Source organism: Streptomyces sp. NPDC005017 (assembly GCF_042873115.1).
Taxonomy (GTDB): Bacteria; Actinomycetota; Actinomycetes; order Streptomycetales; family Streptomycetaceae; genus Streptomyces.
In genome coordinates this window covers 20,431-39,797 of sequence record NZ_JBIALD010000024.1, presented here as the reverse complement: position 1 = coordinate 39,797, position 19,367 = coordinate 20,431, and the positions used below count along the sequence as shown (strand labels likewise).

General features: G+C 70.8%; 18 protein-coding genes. 11 read left to right on the top strand and 7 right to left on the bottom strand.

Going from position 1 to position 19,367, the window contains the following annotated elements; genetic code table 11:
- Positions 1 to 138 precede the first annotated feature (138 nt).
- The 4 genes from ACFYR0_RS29265 to ACFYR0_RS29250 all read right to left on the bottom strand — a co-directional run bounded on the left by ACFYR0_RS29265 (position 139) and on the right by ACFYR0_RS29250 (position 2,769).
- Positions 139 to 615: a MarR family winged helix-turn-helix transcriptional regulator gene (locus tag ACFYR0_RS29265; RefSeq protein ID WP_386380999.1), complete on the bottom strand. Its 477-nt coding sequence runs from the start codon at positions 613 to 615 to the stop codon at positions 139 to 141.
- Between the two features lie 92 nt (positions 616 to 707).
- On the bottom strand, positions 708 to 1,490 hold the full coding sequence (locus tag ACFYR0_RS29260; protein WP_389334499.1) for an AIM24 family protein: 783 nt from the start codon (positions 1,488 to 1,490) through the stop codon (positions 708 to 710).
- On the bottom strand, positions 1,487 to 2,137 hold the full coding sequence (locus ACFYR0_RS29255) for an AIM24 family protein (RefSeq protein WP_389334496.1): 651 nt from the start codon (positions 2,135 to 2,137) through the stop codon (positions 1,487 to 1,489). The genes ACFYR0_RS29260 and ACFYR0_RS29255 overlap by 4 nt, the downstream gene beginning before the upstream one ends.
- Positions 2,137 to 2,769, bottom strand: a complete 633-nt coding sequence (locus ACFYR0_RS29250; protein ID WP_389334746.1) for an AIM24 family protein — start codon at positions 2,767 to 2,769, stop codon at positions 2,137 to 2,139. The genes ACFYR0_RS29255 and ACFYR0_RS29250 overlap by 1 nt, the downstream gene beginning before the upstream one ends.
- A gap of 195 nt (positions 2,770 to 2,964) precedes the next feature.
- Between ACFYR0_RS29250 and ACFYR0_RS29245 the strand changes: the two genes are divergently transcribed.
- The 4 genes from ACFYR0_RS29245 to ACFYR0_RS29230 all read left to right on the top strand — a co-directional run bounded on the left by ACFYR0_RS29245 (position 2,965) and on the right by ACFYR0_RS29230 (position 8,279).
- Entirely contained in the window at positions 2,965 to 3,309 is a 345-nt protein-coding gene (locus tag ACFYR0_RS29245) for a DUF3817 domain-containing protein (RefSeq protein ID WP_389334493.1), read from the top strand.
- On the top strand, positions 3,306 to 3,599 hold the full coding sequence (locus ACFYR0_RS29240) for an MTH1187 family thiamine-binding protein (protein WP_386381003.1): 294 nt from the start codon (positions 3,306 to 3,308) through the stop codon (positions 3,597 to 3,599). Before ACFYR0_RS29245 ends, ACFYR0_RS29240 begins: the two co-directional genes overlap by 4 nt.
- 894 nt (positions 3,600 to 4,493) lie before the next feature.
- A complete protein-coding gene (locus tag ACFYR0_RS29235; protein ID WP_389334490.1) occupies positions 4,494 to 6,320 on the top strand; it encodes a glycosyltransferase family 2 protein in 1,827 nt (608 codons plus the stop codon).
- Between the two features lie 3 nt (positions 6,321 to 6,323).
- Complete coding sequence (locus ACFYR0_RS29230; RefSeq protein ID WP_389334487.1) at positions 6,324 to 8,279, top strand: galactose oxidase-like domain-containing protein; 1,956 nt, start codon at positions 6,324 to 6,326, stop codon at positions 8,277 to 8,279.
- A gap of 4 nt (positions 8,280 to 8,283) precedes the next feature.
- On the opposite strand, the gene ACFYR0_RS29225 is transcribed toward ACFYR0_RS29230, so the two are convergent.
- Positions 8,284 to 9,291, bottom strand: a complete 1,008-nt coding sequence (locus ACFYR0_RS29225; RefSeq protein WP_389334484.1) for a glycoside hydrolase family 6 protein — start codon at positions 9,289 to 9,291, stop codon at positions 8,284 to 8,286.
- Between the two features lie 226 nt (positions 9,292 to 9,517).
- On the opposite strand from ACFYR0_RS29225, the gene ACFYR0_RS29220 reads away from it, so the two are divergent.
- The 3 genes from ACFYR0_RS29220 to ACFYR0_RS29210 all read left to right on the top strand — a co-directional run bounded on the left by ACFYR0_RS29220 (position 9,518) and on the right by ACFYR0_RS29210 (position 12,257).
- The gene (locus tag ACFYR0_RS29220; RefSeq protein ID WP_386381007.1) at positions 9,518 to 10,027 is read left to right on the top strand and encodes a MarR family winged helix-turn-helix transcriptional regulator; all 510 of its coding nucleotides are present in this window, start codon (positions 9,518 to 9,520) and stop codon (positions 10,025 to 10,027) included.
- Between the two features lie 124 nt (positions 10,028 to 10,151).
- On the top strand, positions 10,152 to 10,484 hold the full coding sequence (locus ACFYR0_RS29215) for a DUF3817 domain-containing protein (protein ID WP_389334481.1): 333 nt from the start codon (positions 10,152 to 10,154) through the stop codon (positions 10,482 to 10,484).
- Positions 10,485 to 10,556: 72 nt separating this feature from the next.
- Positions 10,557 to 12,257, top strand: coding sequence for a methylmalonyl-CoA mutase (locus ACFYR0_RS29210; RefSeq protein ID WP_389334478.1), 1,701 nt, complete (start codon positions 10,557 to 10,559; stop codon positions 12,255 to 12,257).
- A 294-nt stretch (positions 12,258 to 12,551) separates the two neighbouring features.
- Here ACFYR0_RS29210 and ACFYR0_RS29205 read toward each other — a convergent pair whose 3' ends face one another.
- Entirely contained in the window at positions 12,552 to 13,181 is a 630-nt protein-coding gene (locus ACFYR0_RS29205) for a TetR/AcrR family transcriptional regulator (RefSeq protein WP_389334475.1), read from the bottom strand.
- Between the two features lie 263 nt (positions 13,182 to 13,444).
- Here ACFYR0_RS29205 and ACFYR0_RS29200 point away from each other — a divergent pair, with 263 nt between their 5' ends.
- The 4 genes from ACFYR0_RS29200 to ACFYR0_RS29185 all read left to right on the top strand — a co-directional run bounded on the left by ACFYR0_RS29200 (position 13,445) and on the right by ACFYR0_RS29185 (position 17,803).
- A complete protein-coding gene (locus tag ACFYR0_RS29200; RefSeq protein ID WP_389334471.1) occupies positions 13,445 to 14,419 on the top strand; it encodes a tetratricopeptide repeat protein in 975 nt (324 codons plus the stop codon).
- Positions 14,420 to 15,065: 646 nt separating this feature from the next.
- On the top strand, positions 15,066 to 15,701 hold the full coding sequence (locus ACFYR0_RS29195) for a DUF6230 family protein (protein WP_389334468.1): 636 nt from the start codon (positions 15,066 to 15,068) through the stop codon (positions 15,699 to 15,701).
- A 193-nt stretch (positions 15,702 to 15,894) separates the two neighbouring features.
- Positions 15,895 to 16,527 (top strand): DUF6114 domain-containing protein, encoded by a 633-nt coding sequence (locus ACFYR0_RS29190; RefSeq protein ID WP_389334465.1) that lies wholly within the window; start codon positions 15,895 to 15,897, stop codon positions 16,525 to 16,527.
- The gene (locus ACFYR0_RS29185) at positions 16,517 to 17,803 is read left to right on the top strand and encodes a hypothetical protein (RefSeq protein ID WP_389334462.1); all 1,287 of its coding nucleotides are present in this window, start codon (positions 16,517 to 16,519) and stop codon (positions 17,801 to 17,803) included. Before ACFYR0_RS29190 ends, ACFYR0_RS29185 begins: the two co-directional genes overlap by 11 nt.
- A 97-nt stretch (positions 17,804 to 17,900) precedes the next feature.
- On the opposite strand, the gene pyk is transcribed toward ACFYR0_RS29185, so the two are convergent.
- Entirely contained in the window at positions 17,901 to 19,331 is a 1,431-nt protein-coding gene (gene pyk, locus ACFYR0_RS29180; protein WP_389334459.1) for a pyruvate kinase, read from the bottom strand.
- Between the last annotated feature and the right edge of the window lie 36 nt (positions 19,332 to 19,367).

Genomic DNA, 19,367 nt, shown 5'->3' with positions numbered 1-19,367 from the left:
CGGTCACCCGGCCGCCGCCGAGGCCGCTACCGCTGCCGGTTCCCCGCGGCAGCCGTTGCCGATACGCGGTTGCGAAGCCCCCGTGCGGTGTCCTGTCCGGTCGCCGCCCGGCACGTGCGAGGCCTCGTCGCGGCTGCCTCAGGGGCGGCCGCGCTGACCGCGCAGATGCTCCGCGATCGGCTTCAGGGACTTGTCGAGCTCACCGAGCGCGTCCTCGGAGAGCAGGTCGATGAAGTGCCGGCGCACGGAGGAGACATGGTGCGGTGCGACCCGCTGCATGGTCTCCATACCGTGCTCGGTGAGGACCGCGTACAGCCCGCGGCGGTCGGACTCGCAGTTCTCCCGGCGCACCAGATCGGCGTTCTCCATGCGCGTGATCTGGTGCGAGAGACGGCTCTTGGACTGGAGGGTGGCGGAGGCGAGGTCACTCATCCGCATCCGGAGGTCCTCCGACTCGGAGAGGTTCACCAGGATCTCGTAGTCGTTCATCGTCAGGCCGAACGGCTGCAGGTCCTTTTCGAGCTGATATGTCAACAGCCTGTTGACCTCCAGGTGGGTGCGCCAGGCGCACTGCTCCGCATCGGTCAGCCAGCGCGTGGCCGTTTCGGTCTCCATGATTGAAGTCTACCTAAGAAGTTGAAAGGCGTACTATCGGCGGTGGTGTGACGGCGTGCACGCGTTCGATGTCACACTCCGCAGACTACCGCTCACAGCCCGAAGCGACGCTGGAGGTCTCCCAGCTGTCCGGGAAGGCGCGGTACGCCTTGGCCACCGGGCGCCCCGCCGCCCGGTACCCCCGCCTGATGCGGAACGGTCCCCGTCGCCTGCTCGGCCATCAGTGCCTCGGACGACTGCAGCAGGACCGTGCCGGCTCCGACGAACTCGAACTGGTGCTCCTCCCCGGAGGCTCCGCCGAGACCCGTCAGCGCACGTAGACCGCCCATCACACCGGCCATATAGCCATGGTCGTAGTGATGGCACGGCGAGGGGCAGTCGGCCCAGCCGACGAGAGCCTGCGGATCCACCCGGATCGGCGGCTCCATGAACACCACCGGGCCGTTAGATGCGGCGACGAACTTGCCGGTTCCGATCAGCGTCAGAAATCCCGGCACGATGGATTGCTTCAGTGCCAGAGTTGGCTGAAAAGCGAGCAGATTGCCGGAGCGAATGGTCAGGTTGCCGTTGTCAAGGTCGTATGAATTGACATCGAAGGCCCGGTCGGCGAGCAGCATCTTGCCCGAGCCCTCGGCCACGACCCAGTCCGACGCGTGCAGAGGCGAATGGAACGACGTACGGACAAGCCGGTCCAAACGTCCGTGTCCGATGCCGTTGAACTCGATCGACCCGTAGTAGGCGATCATCTTCCCCTTCTGCATGAACCACTGGGAGCCCTTGAGCTCCACGCAGAAGGTGTACTTGTCGACGTTGTCGTCGGTGGGCAGGGTCATCGGGTCGTACACGACGGGACCCGCGCCGGGGTAGCCGGTCACAGCTTCTCCTCCGAGGCCTGGACGTACACCGTGCCGCTGCCGCTGAGCTCCAGCTGGAACGCCTCACCCGAGCCGCGGCCCACCATGTCGCGCCAGCCCAGCGCCGTCGACAGCTTGTTGCGCACGTCGCCGCTGTGGGCGACGTAGGCCTGCGGGTCCACGTGCACGGGCCGCTGCGGGGTGATCGGCACCTCGAACACGCCCCCGTGGGCCATCACCGCCACCGCCCCGTGCCCGCGCAGGGAGGTGGTGAACAGTCCCTGCCCGCTCACCTGCCCCCGCACCATGCCCATGACCCCGCCCTGGGAGCCGAGGAACACCGTCGACTGCTCCAGCGTGCCCTCGAAGGCGAGCAGCCGGTCCGCCTCCACATGCAGGGTGTCCCCGCCCAGCCGGATGATCTGCACATGGTGACCGCCGTGCCCGAAGAACACGGTGCCGCTGCCCTCGACGGTCATCAGCGGAGTGTCCTCGTTCGCCACCCGCCGCCCGATCATCGACATGATCCCGCCCTGGCCGCCGGCCGAGTTGGGGGTGAAGGTCACGTCCCCCTTGTACGCCAGCATCGCGCCGCGCTGACTGAACAGCCGCTGCCCGGGCGCGACGGTGGCCTCCACCATCTTGGAGTTGATCTCGCGGAAGGCCATCAGACGTCCCCCGCGATCGTGTTGCGCTCGCTCGGCTGCACGTACACCAGGCCGTCCCCCTCGAACCGGATCTGGAACGCCTCGCCGCCGCCCTCACCCACGAGTGTGCGGAAGGTCACACCCGACTGGAAGGACTGCCGCAGATTCCCCTGGTGCGCGACGTACGCCCCCGGGTCGACGGTCAGCGGGTACTGCGCGCTGACCCGCAGCACCACGGCCGGCCCGTGGGAGGTGATCGCGGCCTGCCCGTGCCCCTCGACGGTCGTGGTGAACAGCCCGTTGCCCTGGGAGGCGCCGCGCAGGCCGGTGAACGTCGTGCCGGTCCGCAGACCCGCGTCGGTGGCCAGCAGATTGCTGCTCTCCACGAACAGCTTGTCCCCCTGGAGGTTCACGAGACTGATCTCGGAAGCCCGGTCGGCGAACCAGCACGTCCCCTGCCCACTCACCTCCATCACCGTCATCTGCTCACCGGTGAGCCGCCGGGTCACCATCCCGCGCAGCCCCTCCCCTCCACCACTCAGCTTCTTGAAGGCCATCTGCCCGTCGTACGCGACCATCGAGCCGTTCTTCGCCTTCACGGCGTCTCCGGTCACGTCGACGGCGAGGACCTTGCTTCCCTGAAGTCGGAACATCGCCACGCAGGGACGGTAGCCCGGGGCCGGGCGTCCCGGACAGGGCCCTGGGGCGGAGACCGACCCTGACCGGACCCCGAGGGGGCCCCGCCGACGGGCCCCCCGCGCCGGGGCCGCGCCGGCGTTTGCCACAATGGCAGCGCGTTTGTGCACTCGTTCACAAACTGTCGATGACTCTCCCACCGAAGGTGAACCGTGGACATCAAGACCGCCTCCGCCCTGCGCCGGCTCCGCCTGGTCTCGACCCCCGAGGCCGTGTCCTTCCTGCTGCTGCTCGTGTGCTCGGTGCTCAAGCGCACGACGGACTTCAACGCGGTGCCGGTCATGGGTGCCGTCCACGGCCTCCTCTTCGTCCTCTACGTGCTCTTCTGGCTCGACGCCTGGAACCGCGCGAAGTGGTCCTTCCAGACGGCCGCCTTCTACTTCGCCCTCTCCGTCCTGCCCACCGGCGGCTTCTTCGCCGACCGCAGGCTGCGCCGCGAGTCCGAGGACGCGCTGATCGCCTCCGGCGCCCGCAAGGAAGGGGTGGTCGGCGCGTGATCGTCGCCTTCTCCGTGACGCCGCTCGGCGTCGGCGAGGACGTGGGGGAGTACGTCGCCGACGCGGTCCGGGTCGTCCGGGAGTCGGGGCTGCCCAACCGGACGGACGCGATGTTCACGTCCGTGGAGGGGGAGTGGGACGAGGTCATGGACGTCGTGAAGCGGGCGGTGGCCGCGGTCGAGGCGCGGGCGCCTCGGGTCTCCCTCGTCCTCAAGGCGGACATCCGTCCGGGGGTGACGGACGGCCTCACGGCCAAGGTCGACAGGGTGGAGCGGTACCTCGCGGAGTAGCGGGGCGGGGTTGAGGGCGGTGCGCAGCTCGGCGTCAGCGACGTACCGCCCGGTGGTTGCTGAGGGCGGGGCGCCGCGCGACTCGGCGTCAGCGAGGTGCCTCCCCCGGAGGGGGGACCCCAGCGCCCGCCCGTGCCGTCCCTGGCGGCACGCATGCCCGCGGCGGCAGGCGGTCGCGGACGGCGTGGAGGGGCACGGGCGTGGCGGGGGGGGGTGTCCGCCCGCGGCGGCCACGGACGAGGACGGAAGACGCGTACGGCACGCGGCGCCACGGACGAGGACGGGAGACGCGTGCGACGCGAAGCGCCCACGGGCGGGGCCGTCAGCCGCGTACGGCGGGGAGGGGACGGGGCGGGGGGTGTCCGCCCGCAGCGGCCGCCGTCAGACACCAGAGCCCCCGTAGGGGACCGGATCGGCGGACCGAGGACGGACACCCCCCGCCCCGGCCCCGCACCACCCACCGGCACCGGGCGGGCGGACACGCCCAGGTGAGGCGCGCCATCCACCGGCACCGGGCGGGCGGACACGCCGACGTGAGGCGCGCCATCCACCGCCAGCAGGCGGGCGGACACGCCCAGGTGAGGCGCGTCACCCACCGGCACCGGGCGGGCGGACACGCCGACGTGAGGCGCGCCATCCACCGCCAGCAGGCGGGCGGACACGCCCACGCGCGGCGCGCCACCCACGGGCGATAGCCGCGCCCAGAAGACCGACGGCTGATACGCCACCGGGCGGGTTCGTGCCAGTTGTCGGTGGGGTGGGCCACACCAACGGGCCGCCGTAGGCACCCGCCTGGGCGCATCCCGTTCGACACGCCCCGTCGTCTCCCTTTTTGTGTGAGTAGTTGAGCGGTCCGACCCAGACCGATCGCTCCTCACCGACGGGAGGGAAGCCGTGCGACCGGAGGGCTACGACTACGACAGCCACAGCCGACTGGCCGGACCCCTGACCGAGCCCGGCCACGGCACCGCCTACCGCGTGCGGTACACCTCTCTCCTCTCCCGCGAGCCCCACCGAATACGAGCCGTCGCCCTGATGAGCCTCGCCCCGCTCGTCACCGGCCTCCTCCTCGTCTACCTCGTCTGGCCCACCCACTGGGTCGAGCGCGAGGCCGGCGAGCAGTGGATGGTCGGGCTCGACATCGTGATGCTGATAGCCATCGGGCTCATCGAGCTGTTCATGGTCGTCAACGTCGCCTCCGTCGCGCACGCGACCCTCGTGGCCCGCGACCCCGTCCCCGTCGTCCCCGAGCCCGGCACCCGCGTCGCCTTCCTCACCACGTACGTCCCCGGCAAGGAACCCCTCGCCATGGTCCGCGCCACGCTGGAGGCCGCGGTCCGGGTCACCCACGCCGGCCCCGTCGACGTCTGGCTCCTCGACGAGGGCGACGACGACGGCGCCAGGGAACTCTGCGCGGAACTCGGCGTGCACCACTTCACCCGCCACGGCGTCCCGGAGTGGAACGCCGACAGCGGAGCCCACAAGGCCCGCACCAAGCACGGCAACTACAACGCCTGGCTCGCCCGGCACGGTCACGCGTACGAGTTCTTCGCCTCCGTGGACACCGACCACGTCCCGCTCCCGGAGTTCCTGGAGCGGATGATGGGCTACTTCCGCGACCCGGACGTCGCCTTCGTCGTCGGCCCGCAGGTGTACGGCAACTACCACAACCCCGTCACCAAGGCCGCCGAGTCCCAGCAGTTCCTCTTCCACGCGCTGATCCAGCGCGCGGGCAACCGCTACCGCGCCCCGATGTTCGTCGGCACGAACAACGTCGTCCGCGTCGAGGCCCTGCTCCAGATCGGCGGCCTCCAGGACAGCGTCACCGAGGACATGGCGACCGGCTTCGAGCTGCACCGCCGCCGCAACCCGGGGACCCGCAACCACTGGCGCTCGGTCTACACCCCGGACGTGCTCGCCGTCGGCGAGGGCCCGGCCTCGTGGACGGACTTCTTCACCCAGCAGATGCGCTGGTCGAGGGGCACCTACGAGACCCTGTTCAAGCAGTACTGGAAGGCCCCGTTCACGATGCCGCCGGGCCGCCTCTTCTCGTACACGCTGATGCTCGTCTACTACCCGATGACGGCGGTCAACTGGCTCCTCGGCATCCTCAGCTGCGTGCTGTTCCTCTGGTTCGGCGCCTCCGGCACCCAGGTCGCCGCCTCGGTCTGGCTGATGCTCTACAGCGACGCCGCAGCGCTCCAGGTCGGCCTCTACCTCTGGAACCGCCGGCACAACGTCTCGCCGCACGAGCCGGAGGGCTCCGGCGGTCTCGCGGGCATGGCGATGTCGGCGCTGTCGGCGCCGATCTATCTCAAGTCGCTCGGCGAGGCCGTCGCGGGCCGCCCGAGCCGGTTCGTGGTCACGCCGAAGGGCGGCGACACGAGCGCGGACCGCCTGCTGACCTTCCGTATCCATCTGGCGTGGGCGGCGCTGCTCGCCGTCTCCCTCGCCGCCTCGGTCGTCCTCGGCCACACGCACGCGGCGATGCGCACCTGGGCGGTCCTGGCGACGGCCATCTCCCTGGCCCCGGTGGTGGTCTGGCTGTCGAGCCGGGCGGCGGCCCGCGCACCACACCGGCCCCGCACCCGTACTGCCGCGAACGCGCCCACGTCCGCCACCGCGACGGCCACGACCCCCCTCCACCCCGACGGCACGGAACCCGCGCTCGCCAGCGGCGCCCCCGCCCAGACGCCCGGTACGACGACAGGAGAGAACTAGGCCATGGCCTACCAACCTTCGCAGAGGACCAGGCGAACCGTACTGAGCATCGGCGGCATCGCGATCCTGGCGGGCCTGAACGCCCCGGCCGTGCTGGACTTCGCGGGCGAGAAGTACCACGCGTACAAGATCGCCCAGCCCGGGTACAAGGCGCGCTACGGCTCCTGGAGCCAGGTCTCCATCCCCGAGGAGTACCGGACGAACGCCATCCACGCGGCCCTGCTGCACACCGGGAAGGTGCTGATCATCGCGGGCTCGGGCAACGAGCAGCGCAAGTTCGACAAGGGCGACTTCGACACCGTCCTGTGGGATCCGAAGGCGAACACGTTCAAGGAGATCCCCACCCCGGACGACTTCTTCTGCTCGGGTCACGCGCAGCTCCCCGACGGTCGGCTCCTGGTCGCGGGCGGCACGGCGCGCTACGAGCTGCTCGACGGCGAGGTGGACCGCGCGGGCGGCGGCATGCGGGTGAAGAACGAGAGCCCCGACAAGGCCGTGCACCTCAAGAAGGGCACCCGCTTCCGCTCCCCGGCCGGCGTCGAGTACGTCACCCGGTTCGACGTCACCGTGCCGAAGGCCGAGCGTGCCTTCGACATCACGTACGACGCGCGCGGGGTGATGCAGCCCTGGCGGACGAAGGTCACGGCCGGCGAGGCGCGGGTGTTCGTGGAGGCCGTGAAGAAGGGCCCGCGGTCCGTCGCCGACAGGCAGGCGCAGTACTCGATCGTCGGCCTGAGCGGCAAGGACGCCGCCAACACCTACGGTCTGTCCGAGAAGATCACCCTCGACAAGCAGGACTTCCAGGGCATCCGCGCGGCCTACGAGTTCGACCCGGTCGCCGAGCGGTACCTGCCCGTCGACCCGATGGACAAGGCCCGCTGGTACCCGACCCTGGTCGGCCTCGCCGACGGCCGGGTCCTCGCGGTCTCGGGCCTGAACGACGTGGGCGCGATCGACCCCGGCGACAACGAGATCTACGACCCGGTGAGCAAGACCTGGACGCCGGGTCCCAAGCGGTACTTCCCGACGTACCCGGCGCTGTTCCTCACCCGGGGCGGCAAGCTGTTCTACTCGGCCTCCAACGCCGGTTACGGCCCGGCGGACCAGGGCCGCGAGCCCGGGATCTGGGACCTGGAGTCCAACACCTTCACCAAGGTCCCCGGTCTGCGTGACGCCGACGAGACCGAGACCTCCTCCTCGCTGCTGCTGCCCCCGGCGCAGGACCAGAAGGTGATGATCCTGGGCGGCGGAGGCGTGGGCGAGTCGAAGAGGTCGACCCCGCGCACGGCGGTCGTCGACCTCAAGAAGGCGAACCCGGTCTTCGAGGACGGCCCCGACCTGCCGCAGGGCACGCGCTATCTGAACAGCGTGATCATGCCGGACGACACCGTCTTCACCGCCAACGGCTCCGAGGACTACCGCGGCCGCAGCGCCAGCAACATCCTCAAGGCGCAGTTCTACGACCCGAGGACCAACGCCTTCCGCGCGGCGGCGGACCCCACGGTCGGACGCAACTACCACTCCGAGGCGCTGCTCCTGCCCGACGGACGGGTCGCCACCTTCGGATCGGACCCGCTCTTCGACGACCAGCAGAACACCAAGCTGGGCCACTTCGAGCAGCGGATGGAGGTCTTCACCCCGCCCGCGCTGCACCGCAACGCCGCCGGCCGGCCCGAACTGGCGGACGGCCCGCAGCAGCTGGACGCCGGGCGCACGGTGACGTACCGGACCGGCCATCCCGAGCGGATCGCCAAGGCCCGTCTGATGCGCCCGAGCGCGGTCACCCACACCACGGACGTCGAGCAGCGTTCGATCGAGCTGGGCATGACCAAGGCAGGCGACTCGGTGACCTTCACGGTGCCGGACGACCCCGCGCTGGTGCCGCCCGGCTGGTACATGCTGTTCGTGACGGACGCCGAGGGCACGCCGTCCGAGGCGAAGTGGCTCCAGGTCGGCTGAAGTCCTAGGAGGCGGAGTTGCGGGCCAGCGCCAGCGCGTACTCCGGCCACCACCGCCCGGCGGCCGGCCCGCCCTCGCAGGTGCCGTCGGACTCGCCGGGCCGCTTCACCCACAGATAGGCGTCCAGCGCCGGCTCACCGGTCTCGGTGGTGGGCGGTGTGCCCAGCGCCCGGCCGGGCGGGTTGCACCAGACGCCGTCCAGCGGGCCGTTGCCGTTGCGGCTGCTGTCGACGACGAAGTGCTTGCCGCCCAGTTCCTGCGAGAGCCGGAGCCCGTACGCCGTCGTGACGTCGTCCGGCTGGAAGTTGGAGACGTTCAGCGCGAAGCCGTCGGCGGCGTCGACGCCGGCCCGCCGCAGCGGTTCGACCAGCTTCGCGGGGTCCTGGATCCAGGACGGGTTGCCCGCGTCCAGGTACACCCGGGTGCCGGGCTGCCGCTTGAGCCGGGCGACGGCCTCGGCGAGCAGGCTCTCGCGTTCGGCGTGGTACTCGGCGGGCGTGCAGCCGTCCACGACGTGGGCGACCGCGTCCGGTTCCAGGACCACCAGGGCCCGGGCGTCACCGAGGGCGTCGGCGAGACTCCCGATCCAGGCCCGGTAGGCGTCGGCGTCCACGGCCCCGCCCGCGGAGTGCTGACCGCAGTCCCGGTGGGGGATGTTGTACGCGGCGAGGACCAGGGTCTGCCCGGTGCCGCGCGCCGCCGTGGCCGCGGCCCGCACGGCGGGGGCCGGGTCCGTCTCCCCGGTGGGCCACATCGCGGCGGGCCGGTCGGCGATGCGCCGCAGCACCTCGGCGTCGCCGGCGCGGCCCTCCCGCCGCCACCGCTCGATCTGCCGGGCGGCCGCGCTGTCCGGGTCGACCCAGAACGGCGAGGCGGGCGCGGTGCCCACCTTGCGGGAGGCGGCCCCGGCGACCGAGGCCTCGTCGAGGCCGGGCGCGGAGGAGCAGCCCGCGGTGAGGGCGAGGGCGGCGAGCGCGGCCAGGGCCGCGAGCGTGGAGGTCGGCCGGGTCATGCTGCTCCCTGGACGGAGGTGACGTGCCGTCACCCATCGTCGCACAATCGGAACATGTGTCACGTAAGGTGCAAGTCGGTCACCGCCGTATGGCCGAGTCCCACGAGAGGTCCGGCTCCGGCGGCACCGCGCCGAGCCCCACCGCCTTCGGCCCAGGTCACGCGCACCCGCCCGAAACGCGAGACGGAGCTGACCGCATAATGACCGGCCGGTAAGGTCTGTTGCCGTGCCCAAGCCGCTCAGTCTCCCCTTCGACCCCATCGCGCGCGCCGACGAGCTCTGGAAGCAGCGCTGGGGTGGCGTGCCGTCCATGGCCGCGATCACCTCGATCATGCGGGCCCACCAGATCCTGCTCGCCGAGGTCGACGCCGTGGTCAAGCCGTACGGGCTGACGTTCGCGCGCTACGAGGCGCTCGTGCTGCTCACCTTCTCCAAGGCCGGGGAGCTGCCGATGTCCAAGATCGGCGAGCGCCTCATGGTCCATCCCACGTCCGTCACCAACACGGTCGACCGTCTCGTGCGCTCCGGCCTGGTCGACAAGCGCCCCAACCCCAACGACGGCCGCGGCACCCTCGCCTCCGTCACCGAGAAGGGCCGCGAGGTCGTCGACGCCGCCACCCGCGACCTGATGTCCATGGACTTCGGCCTCGGCGTCTACGACGCGGAGGAATGCGCCGAGATCTTCGCGATGCTGAGGCCGCTGCGGATCTCGGCGGGGGACTTCGACGAGGAGTAGGCCCGCGGCGCCGGCCGGCCGCCGTCCCCGCCGCGCGAGTGTTCCGAGCCGCGGCGCAGAGCACGAGAAGCATCACACGCTCCCCGCGTGAGCGACGGTTTTCCGGGCGGTTACGCTCATTGCCATGAAATCCAGCGTGCTGACCCGCTACCGCGTCATGGCGTATGTGACCGCCGTCATGCTGCTCGTTCTCTGTGCCTGCATGGTGGCCAAGTACGGCTTCGAGGTCGGCGAGGACGTGACCTTCGCGGTCTCCCAGGTGCACGGTGTGCTCTACATCATCTACCTGATCTTCGCCTTCGACCTGGGCTCCAAGGCGAGGTGGCCGTTCGGCAAGCTGCTGTGGGTGCTGGTGTCCGGCACGATCCCCTTCGCCGCCTTCTTCGTCGAGCGCAAGATCGCCGAAGAAACGCTTCCGCTGGTCAGCGGCGCGCAGGCCGATCCCGTCAAGGTCTGACCGATACCGCCGTGAGCGACTCGCGGCGGTTCACGTCGACGCTTACTTGGACGTCCTAGTAAATTCGACGGTATGGACGCTGACGCCATCGACGAGGGTCGCCGACGCTGGCAGGCCCGGTACGACGCCGCGCGCAAGCGTGAGGGTGACTTCACCACGCTCTCCGGGGATCCCGTGGAGCCGGTGTACGGGCCGCGGCCGGGGGATGTGTACGACGGTTTCGACCGGATCGGCTGGCCGGGGGAGTACCCCTTCACCCGTGGTCTGCACTCCACCGGTTACCGGGGGCGGACCTGGACCATCCGGCAGTTCGCCGGGTTCGGCAACGCCGAGCAGACCAACGAGCGCTACAAGATGATCCTCGGCCACGGCGGCGGCGGGCTGTCCGTCGCCTTCGACATGCCGACGCTCATGGGCCGCGACTCCGACGACCCCCGCTCACTGGGCGAGGTCGGACACTGCGGTGTGGCCGTGGACTCCGCCGCCGACATGGAGGTCCTCTTCCGGGACATCCCGCTCGGCGACGTCACGACGTCCATGACGATCAGCGGCCCCGCCGTCCCCGTCTTCTGCATGTACCTGGTGGCCGCCGAGCGCCAGGGCGTGGACCCGTCCGTCCTCAACGGCACGCTCCAGACGGACATCTTCAAGGAGTACATCGCCCAGAAGGAGTGGCTCTTCCAGCCCGAGCCCCACCTCCGTCTCATCGGCGACCTCATGGAGCACTGCGCCGAGCACATCCCCGCCTACAAGCCGCTCTCCGTCTCCGGCTACCACATCCGCGAGGCCGGGGCCACGGCCGCGCAGGAGCTCGCCTACACGCTCGCCGACGGCTTCGGCTACGTCGAGCTCGGCCTCAGCCGCGGCCTGGACATCGACGCGTTCGCGCCCGGGCTCTCCTTCTTCTTCGACGCGCACCTCGACTTCTTCGAGGAGGTCGCCAAGTTCCGTGCCGCGCGCCGTATCTGGGCCCGCTGGATGCGGGACGTCTACGGGGCCGAGTCCGCCAAGTCGCAGTGGCTGCGCTTCCACACCCAGACCGCGGGCGTCTCCCTCACCGCCCAGCAGCCGTACAACAACGTCGTCCGTACGGCGGTGGAGGCCCTGGCCGCGGTCCTCGGCGGCACCAACTCCCTGCACACCAACGCCCTCGACGAGACCCTCGCCCTGCCGAGCGAGCGGGCGGCGGAGATCGCGCTGCGCACCCAGCAGGTCCTCATGGAGGAGACCGGCGTCGCCAACGTCGCCGATCCGCTGGGCGGTTCGTGGTACGTCGAGCAGCTCACGGACCGTATCGAGGCCGACGCCGAGAAGATCTTCGACCGGATCAAGGAACGGGGGCTGCGCGCCCACCCCGACGGACGGCACCCCATCGGTCCGATCACCTCCGGCATCCTGCGCGGCATCGAGGACGGCTGGTTCACCGGCGAGATCGCCGAGTCCGCGTTCCGCTATCAGCAGGCCCTGGAGAAGGGGGAGAAGCGGGTCGTCGGCGTCAACGTCAACACCGGTTCGGTGACGGGCGATCTGGAGATCCTGCGCGTCAGTCACGAGGTCGAGCGGGAGCAGGTGCGGGTGCTGGGGGACCGGCGCGCGGGACGCGACGAGGCGGCGGTGCGGGCCGCGCTCGGCGCGATGCTGGTCTCCGCGCGGGACGGGTCCAACATGATCGGCCCCATGCTGGACGCGGTTCGCGCGGAGGCGACGCTGGGCGAGATCTGCGAAGCGCTCCGCGAGGAGTGGGGCGTCTACACAGAACCCCCGGGCTTCTGAGCGCCCTCAGGGCTCAGCCTCAGCGAGGTGCCGCCCGCCCGCGGCTGGGAAGGGGTGCGGGGAACTGCGCGACCGGCCACCCACGACCCGCACCTGACTCGGCGTCGGCAGGCGGGGCGGTGCGCGGCTCGGCGTCAGCGAGGTGCCTCCCCCGGAGGGGGACCCCCAGCGCCCACCCGTGCCGCCCCTGGCCGCACGCCTGCCCGCGGCTGGGGCGGTGTCGCCCTGGGGGCGCGGGGAACTGCGCGACCGGCCACCCACGACCCGCACCCGAATCCGCGGCGGCTCCGGGCCTCAGGAAGGGGTGGGCTGTTCCGCTCCGGGCAGGCCCAGAAGCAGGATCCGGGTGAAGCTTCGTACCCACTCCTCGTCCGCCGGCTCCGCGCTCACGAGCGTGCGATGGACCACCGCCCCGGCGACCATGTCGAAGATGAGGTCGGCGGTCCGGGCGGCCTCCTCCGCGGAGGCCTCCGCGGCCAACTCCCCCCGCGCCTGCGCCCGCTCACGCCCCTCGGTCACGAGACACTTCTGCCGTTCCACGATCGACGCCCGGATCCGCTCGCGCAGAGCATCGTCCCGCGTGGACTCGGCGACCACCGCCATCAGCCCGCTCTTGGCCTCCGGTCGAGCCAGGATCGCGGCGAACTGGAGCACCACGCCCTCGATGTCCGCCGCCAGCGACCCCCGGTCCGGCAGCCGCAGTTCGTCGAACAGCTCCGCGACCGCGTCGCACACGAGCTCGTTCTTGCCCGCCCAGCGGCGGTAGAGCGTCGTCTTCGCAACCCCCGCCCGCGTCGCCACGTCTCCCAGGGTGAGCTTGGACCACCCCAGCTCCACCAGGGCCGCACGGGTCGCGGCGAGGATCGCCGTGTCCGCGGCGGCGCTGCGGGGACGGCCTCGGACGGCTGGGGTGCGGCTTTGCATCCCAAGACCATAGACCGCCGCCGCGCACACGGCGCCGCCCGCGGCAGTGAGGCAGATCACCGGGTACGGGGCCCCACGGGAGACCTCGACACCATTACGCTACGACTCGTAGCGAAAGCTGGACGGCGACCCCTGCTGGACGTGCACGGGGCGACCTCCGCAGGGCGCGGGTGGGGACCCGGCGTCAACGGCGGAGGGGCGGGCCGGAGCCCGCTTTCGCGACGTTTTTTCACTGACGCGCGGGTACGGGGGAGGATAGGCGCATGCAGCCACGGAACATGTCCATGAGCGGCGTCGTCGACCTCGCCGCGGTCAAGGCGGCCCAGGAGGCCAAGGCCAAGGCCGAGCAGACGCGCGCCGAAACCGCCCGGCAGGGCGGAGGCGGGGCCGTGTCCCCCGCCGACCTGGTCATCGACGTCGATGAGGCGGGCTTCGAGCAGGAAGTCCTCCAGCGCTCCGCCGAGGTCCCGGTCGTCATCGACTTCTGGGCCGAGTGGTGTCAGCCCTGCAAGCAGCTGAGCCCGGTCCTGGAGCGGCTGGCGGTCGAGTACAACGGGCGCTTCCTGCTCGCGAAGATCGACGTCGACGCCAACCAGATGCTGATGCAGCAGTTCGGGGTCCAGGGGATCCCCGCGGTCTTCGCGGTCGTCGCGGGACAGGCACTGCCGCTCTTCCAGGGAGCTGCGGGCGAGGCCCAGATCCGCCAGACCCTCGACCAGTTGGTGCAGGTCGCCGAGCAGCGCTTCGGTCTGACCGGCCTCGTCGTCGACCCGGACGCCGAACCGGGTACGGCGGCCCCGCCCGCCGAGATGCCGGCCGGCCCCTACGACGCCCTGCTCAACGCGGCCGCGCAGGCGCTCGACGCGGGCGACCTGGGCGGCGCGGTGCAGGCGTACAAGAACGTGCTGGCCGACGACCCGGCCCACCCGGAGGCGAAGCTCGGTCTGTCGCAGGCCGAACTGCTCCAGCGGGTGCAGCGCCTCGACCCGCAGCAGGTGCGCCGGGACGCCGCCGAGAAGCCGGCCGACGTCCAGGCGCAGATCGCCGCCGCCGACCTGGATCTCGTCGGCGGGCATGTGGAGGACGCCTTCGGGCGGCTCATCGACGCCGTCCGGCGCACGGTGGGTGACGACCGGGACACCGTACGGCTGCGGCTGCTGGAGCTGTTCGAGGTCGTCGGGGCGGAGGACCCGCGGGTCGCCGCGGCGCGCCGGGCCCTCGCACGGGCCTTGTTCTAAAGGGACTTACCGGGCTGGAACGGGCGGTTCCCCGAGCTCACGGCGCTGGTGCCGGAGTGGCTGAAGCTGCCCCCGAGGCTGGAAGGCGGCCGCGCTTTGCCAAATCTTGGTAATCGCGGCCGCTGTTACTTCAAGTAAGTCCAAGTCGTTCGTCTGTCTGGTTCCGTCCAGTAATCAATAGTTCTGTCCCGCCCCCATCTGACACACTCCGTCGCCGACCGAGATCCGTGGGTCGTTGTTCGGTTATCCGGCCGTTACTAGCGAGTAACGAACCCCCTTGTGCCGACGGCGAGAATGCACCACGATCGGCCACGCTCGGTCCGTTTCCCACCCCCGACAGCCGGTCGGGACGCGGGAGTTCCTGGGTCCCCACCGAGCAGGGCCGGCGGCAGTGGAGCCGGCTCTTGGGCAGGGGGGTCTTCGCCGCTCGGTGAAGCCTGTCCAGCAAGGTTGTGCGTGATGCGTGTCAGGCGCGACCAGTGGTTGTCGCTCGGGGGTGATCGCCGGTGATTCAGGCGCGGTTCGCGCCGCTGAAAGCGGGCGCTCTCCTTCCCGAGGACGTAGCACTTCTCCCATCCCTGCCCGGCTGAGCCGCAGTCAATGCGGCAGTCAGGGCCGGAGATGTACGTCCGAGAAGGAGGAAATCATGGGTTCCAAGCCTCGTGGCGGGACCAGATGGAAGCGGTTCGCTGTGGTCATGGTGCCCAGCGTCGCCGCGGCCGCAGCGGTCGGTGTGGGTCTGGCGCAGGGTGCGCTCGCCGCGTCGTTCGCCGTCTCCGGCCAGAGCTTCAAGGTGCGCGCCGGTCACCTGGAGGGCACCGGCTTCGCCCAGTACGGCGGTGTCGATGAGGGTTACACCGACATCTCCGGCTCCAAGACCACCAAGCGCCCGGTCGCGATCTCGACGTTCAAGCACGCCGAGATCAACGACATGTGCCAGTCGCTGAAGACGGACATCCCGCTCCTGGGCACCGTCTACATGCGTCTGGACGCGGGTCGCAACGGCAAGACGGTCGAGGCGGACAACCTCTACCTCGACATCGCCCAGCTCGACGCCGACGCCACGTTCAAGGGCATCGACATCGGTGTGGCCGTCAAGGACCAGAACAAGGGTCCGGCCGTCACGGACAAGGGCGTGCTGCCGGGCGGCTTCGCCCAGCAGGCCGACACGGCGATCCTCGACGACGCCAAGCAGGTCGCGTGGGCCACCACCGCCGGCACGTTCAAGCTGAGCGGTCTGAGCCTGCGGCTCGGCACCGACTCCAAGATGGAGTGCTTCTGAGCCTCCGTCGCGCGAGTACCCCCGGGTACTTGAGCTGACCGCCGGGCGGGGAGGCCCGCGCCTCCCCGCCCGGACCGGAACGATCCGCCCGGTGCACCCGCACCGGGCATCGCTTCACGCGCGTCGACCTCGATCTCTCCCCGCCGGTACAGCCGGTACGTACTTCCCCCCGGATCCAGGGAGCTGTTTTTCCATGAGTGCCGAGACTCCGGTCCAGAGCGTCGGGTCATTCGCCCGGACGCGTCTGCGGTTCCGCGCCTGGCGGGGCGACCGGCCTTTCTGGGCGGGTCTGTTCACCATGCTCGGCGGTGTACCGATCGCCTACTTCCCGTACGCCACCCTCAAGCTCGGCCATATGTCCATCACGATGGCTACGACGGCCGGCGCGGGCTCCCTGATCATCGGTGTCCTTCTGGTCACCCTCGGTCTCACCATGTGGTTCCAGCACGCGACCCGCATCTTCGCCGGTGTCGCCTCGATCGTGCTGGCCCTGGTGTCGCTGGTGGTGTCCAACATCGGCGGCTTCGTCATCGGCTTCCTGCTGTCCCTGGTCGGCGGCGCGCTCGCCGTCTCCTGGGTGCCCGGCGACGAGACCGACGACTCGCCCACCGCGAAGGCGAAGAAGCTGAAGGAGGCCGCGGTCCCGGCCGCACCGGCCACCGCGCCGCTGCCTCGGGCGGACGCCGACGCCGCGGCCGGGCCCCAGCCCGAGCCGCAGGCCGGACCGGAGACCGCCGAGGACGGTACGGGCGGTGTGCCCGCCCCGCGGGAGCACAGCGAAGACGTCGTGCCCGACAACGACAACGGGAGGTACCGTGCCGGCTGAGCCGCTCGGCCCGGAGGACTACGCGGCCGAGCCGTCCGTCCGCACCGGACCTCGCCATGCGGCCCCGAAGAAGCCGCTCCTGACCCGACTTCACATGCCCACCGGACGGGCCATCGCGCTGGCCGCGATGCCGACCGCCGTCCTGATGGGTGTCGGCATGGGCCCGCTCGCCCAGGCCGACGGCCAGGACCCCAAGCGCCTCTCGGCCGAGGAGTACAAGGCCTGCGTCGAGGCCCTCGAGGTCACCCAGGACGGCGCGGAGAAGACCGCCGAACCGTCCGCGACGCCGACCGCCACCCCGTCGGAGACCGCCACCGGCGACACCGGCGGACCGACCGACACCGGCTCCGGCGACACGGACACCGGCACCCCGTCCCCCACGGCCACCCCCGAGGCGCCCACCACCGCCCCGGAGGAGCCGGCCGGCTCCACGGACACCGAGCCCCAGTCCGCCGAGCCGTCCGCGACCCCCAGCCCGTCGGAGACCGAGACCGGCAACCCGCTCGACCCGCTGGGCATCGGAGAGGCGCTCGAGGACCTCATCACCGGCGGCGACGAGGCGGAGGCCACCCCGGCCGCCACTCCCTCGCCCACGGAGACGCCGAAGGCCGCGGCCACCGAGGCCCCCGCCCCGACCGAGTCCGCCGAGGACAAGGCCGAGGACACGGGCAGGACCGTCATCGAGGACGCCAGGGGCGCGATCGAGGACACCGCCGAGGAGGTCACCGAGGCCCCCACCGAGGTGCCGTCGGCGACCGCGACGGCCTCGCCCAGCCCGTCGGCCTCCGAGAGCGTCGACCCCGAGGACTGCCCGGCCGCCACCGACGCCGAGGGCGCGTACGCGAACGTCCCCGCCCTGCCGGACCGCCCCTGGCGCCTGGAAGCCAGCTCCCTGCTCCTGAAGGGCGCCGACTACCAGGGCATCGTCGAGGTGCGCACCGCGAGCGGCAAGGTCAAGCAGGTCCTGAAGTACGTCATCAGCGACGGCACCGACATCGGCGACCTGCACCAGCTCGTCCAGGACGAGGACGGCGGCAGGACCTACCACGTCCAGGCCGCCAAGGGGTCGACGTCGACCATCCGCAACGGCGACACGACCATGTACACGGAGTCGATCTCGGGCAAGCTGTTCGGCCTGATACCCGTGACGTTCAGCCCGGAGAACCCGCCGCCGCTGAACATCCCGCTGATCTACTTCACCGACGTGAAGGTCATCCAGGCCGGCCAGTTCGGCGGCGACCTGCACGTCCCCGGGCTGCACCAGTTCATCGACTGAGCCGTCCGCTCCCGAGCCGCTCCGGGAGCCGCGAGAACACAGAGGGCGCCCCTTCCACCGGGAAGGGGCGCCCTCTGTGCCGTGTCCGGACGCCGCGTCAGTCGCGGCCGCCGCCACCGAGGTGGTGGACGCGGACCATGTTCGTGGTGCCGGGGACGCCGGGCGGCGAACCGGCCGTGATGATCACGATGTCGTGCTCGTTGAAGCGGTTGAGCTTGACCATCTCCTGGTCGACCAGGTCGACCATCTCGTCGGTGCTGTTCACGAACGGCACGACGTGCGAGTCCACGCCCCAGCTGAGCGCCAGCTGGTTGCGGGTCGACTCGTCGGTGGTGAAGGCGATGATCGGCTGCGCCGCGCGGTAGCGGGACAGACGGCGGGCGGTGTCACCGGACTTGGTGAAGGCCACCAGGCCCTTGCCGCCGAGGAAGTCGGCGATCTCGCAGGCGGCCCGGGCCACCGAACCGCCCTGCGTGCGCGGCTTCTTGCCCGGCACCAGCGGCTGGAGGCCCTTGGAGAGGAGCTCCTCCTCGGCCGCGGCGACGATCTTCGACATCGTCTTCACGGTCTCGATCGGATACGCGCCCACGCTCGACTCGGCGGACAGCATGACCGCGTCGGCGCCGTCCAGGATCGCGTTCGCCACGTCGGAGGCCTCGGCGCGGGTCGGCCGGGAGTTGGTGATCATCGACTCCATCATCTGGGTCGCCACGATCACCGGCTTGGCGTTGCGGCGGCACAGCTCGATGAGGCGCTTCTGCACCATGGGGACCTTCTCGAGCGGGTACTCGACGGCCAGGTCGCCGCGGGCCACCATGACGGCGTCGAACGCCATCACGACGTCCTCCATGTTCTCCACCGCCTGCGGCTTCTCCACCTTGGCGATGACCGGGACCCGGCGGCCCTCCTCGTCCATCACACGGTGGACGTCGGTGACGTCCTTGGCGTCCCGGACGAAGGACAGCGCCACCATGTCGCAGCCCATCCGGAGGGCGAAGCGCAGGTCCTCGATGTCCTTCTCGGACAGCGCGGGCACGTTGACGGCCGCGCCGGGCAGGTTGATGCCCTTGTGGTCGGAGATGACACCGCCCTCGATGACGATCGTCCGCACCCGCGGGCCCTCGACGTCCAGGACCTTCAGCTCGACGTTGCCGTCGTTGATCAGGACCTGGTCGCCGCGCGACACGTCGCCGGGCAGGCCCTTGTAGGTGGTGCCGCAGATGGTCCGGTCGCCGGGGACGTCCTCGGTGGTGATGGTGAACTCGTCACCCCGCACCAGCTCGACGGGACCCTCGGCGAAGGTCTCCAGACGGATCTTGGGGCCCTGGAGGTCGGCGAGGACACCGATGGCCCGGCCGGTCTCCTTGGCGGCGGCACGGACCCGGTCGTACCGGCCCTGGTGCTCGGCGTGGGAGCCGTGGCTGAAGTTGAAGCGGGCCACATTCATGCCGGCCTCGATCAGCGACACGAGCTGTTCGTGGGAGTCGACCGCGGGGCCGAGAGTACAGACGATTTTCGAACGGCGCATGAGGCGATCCTATCCGTTTGTTTCGCTCCGGAATAT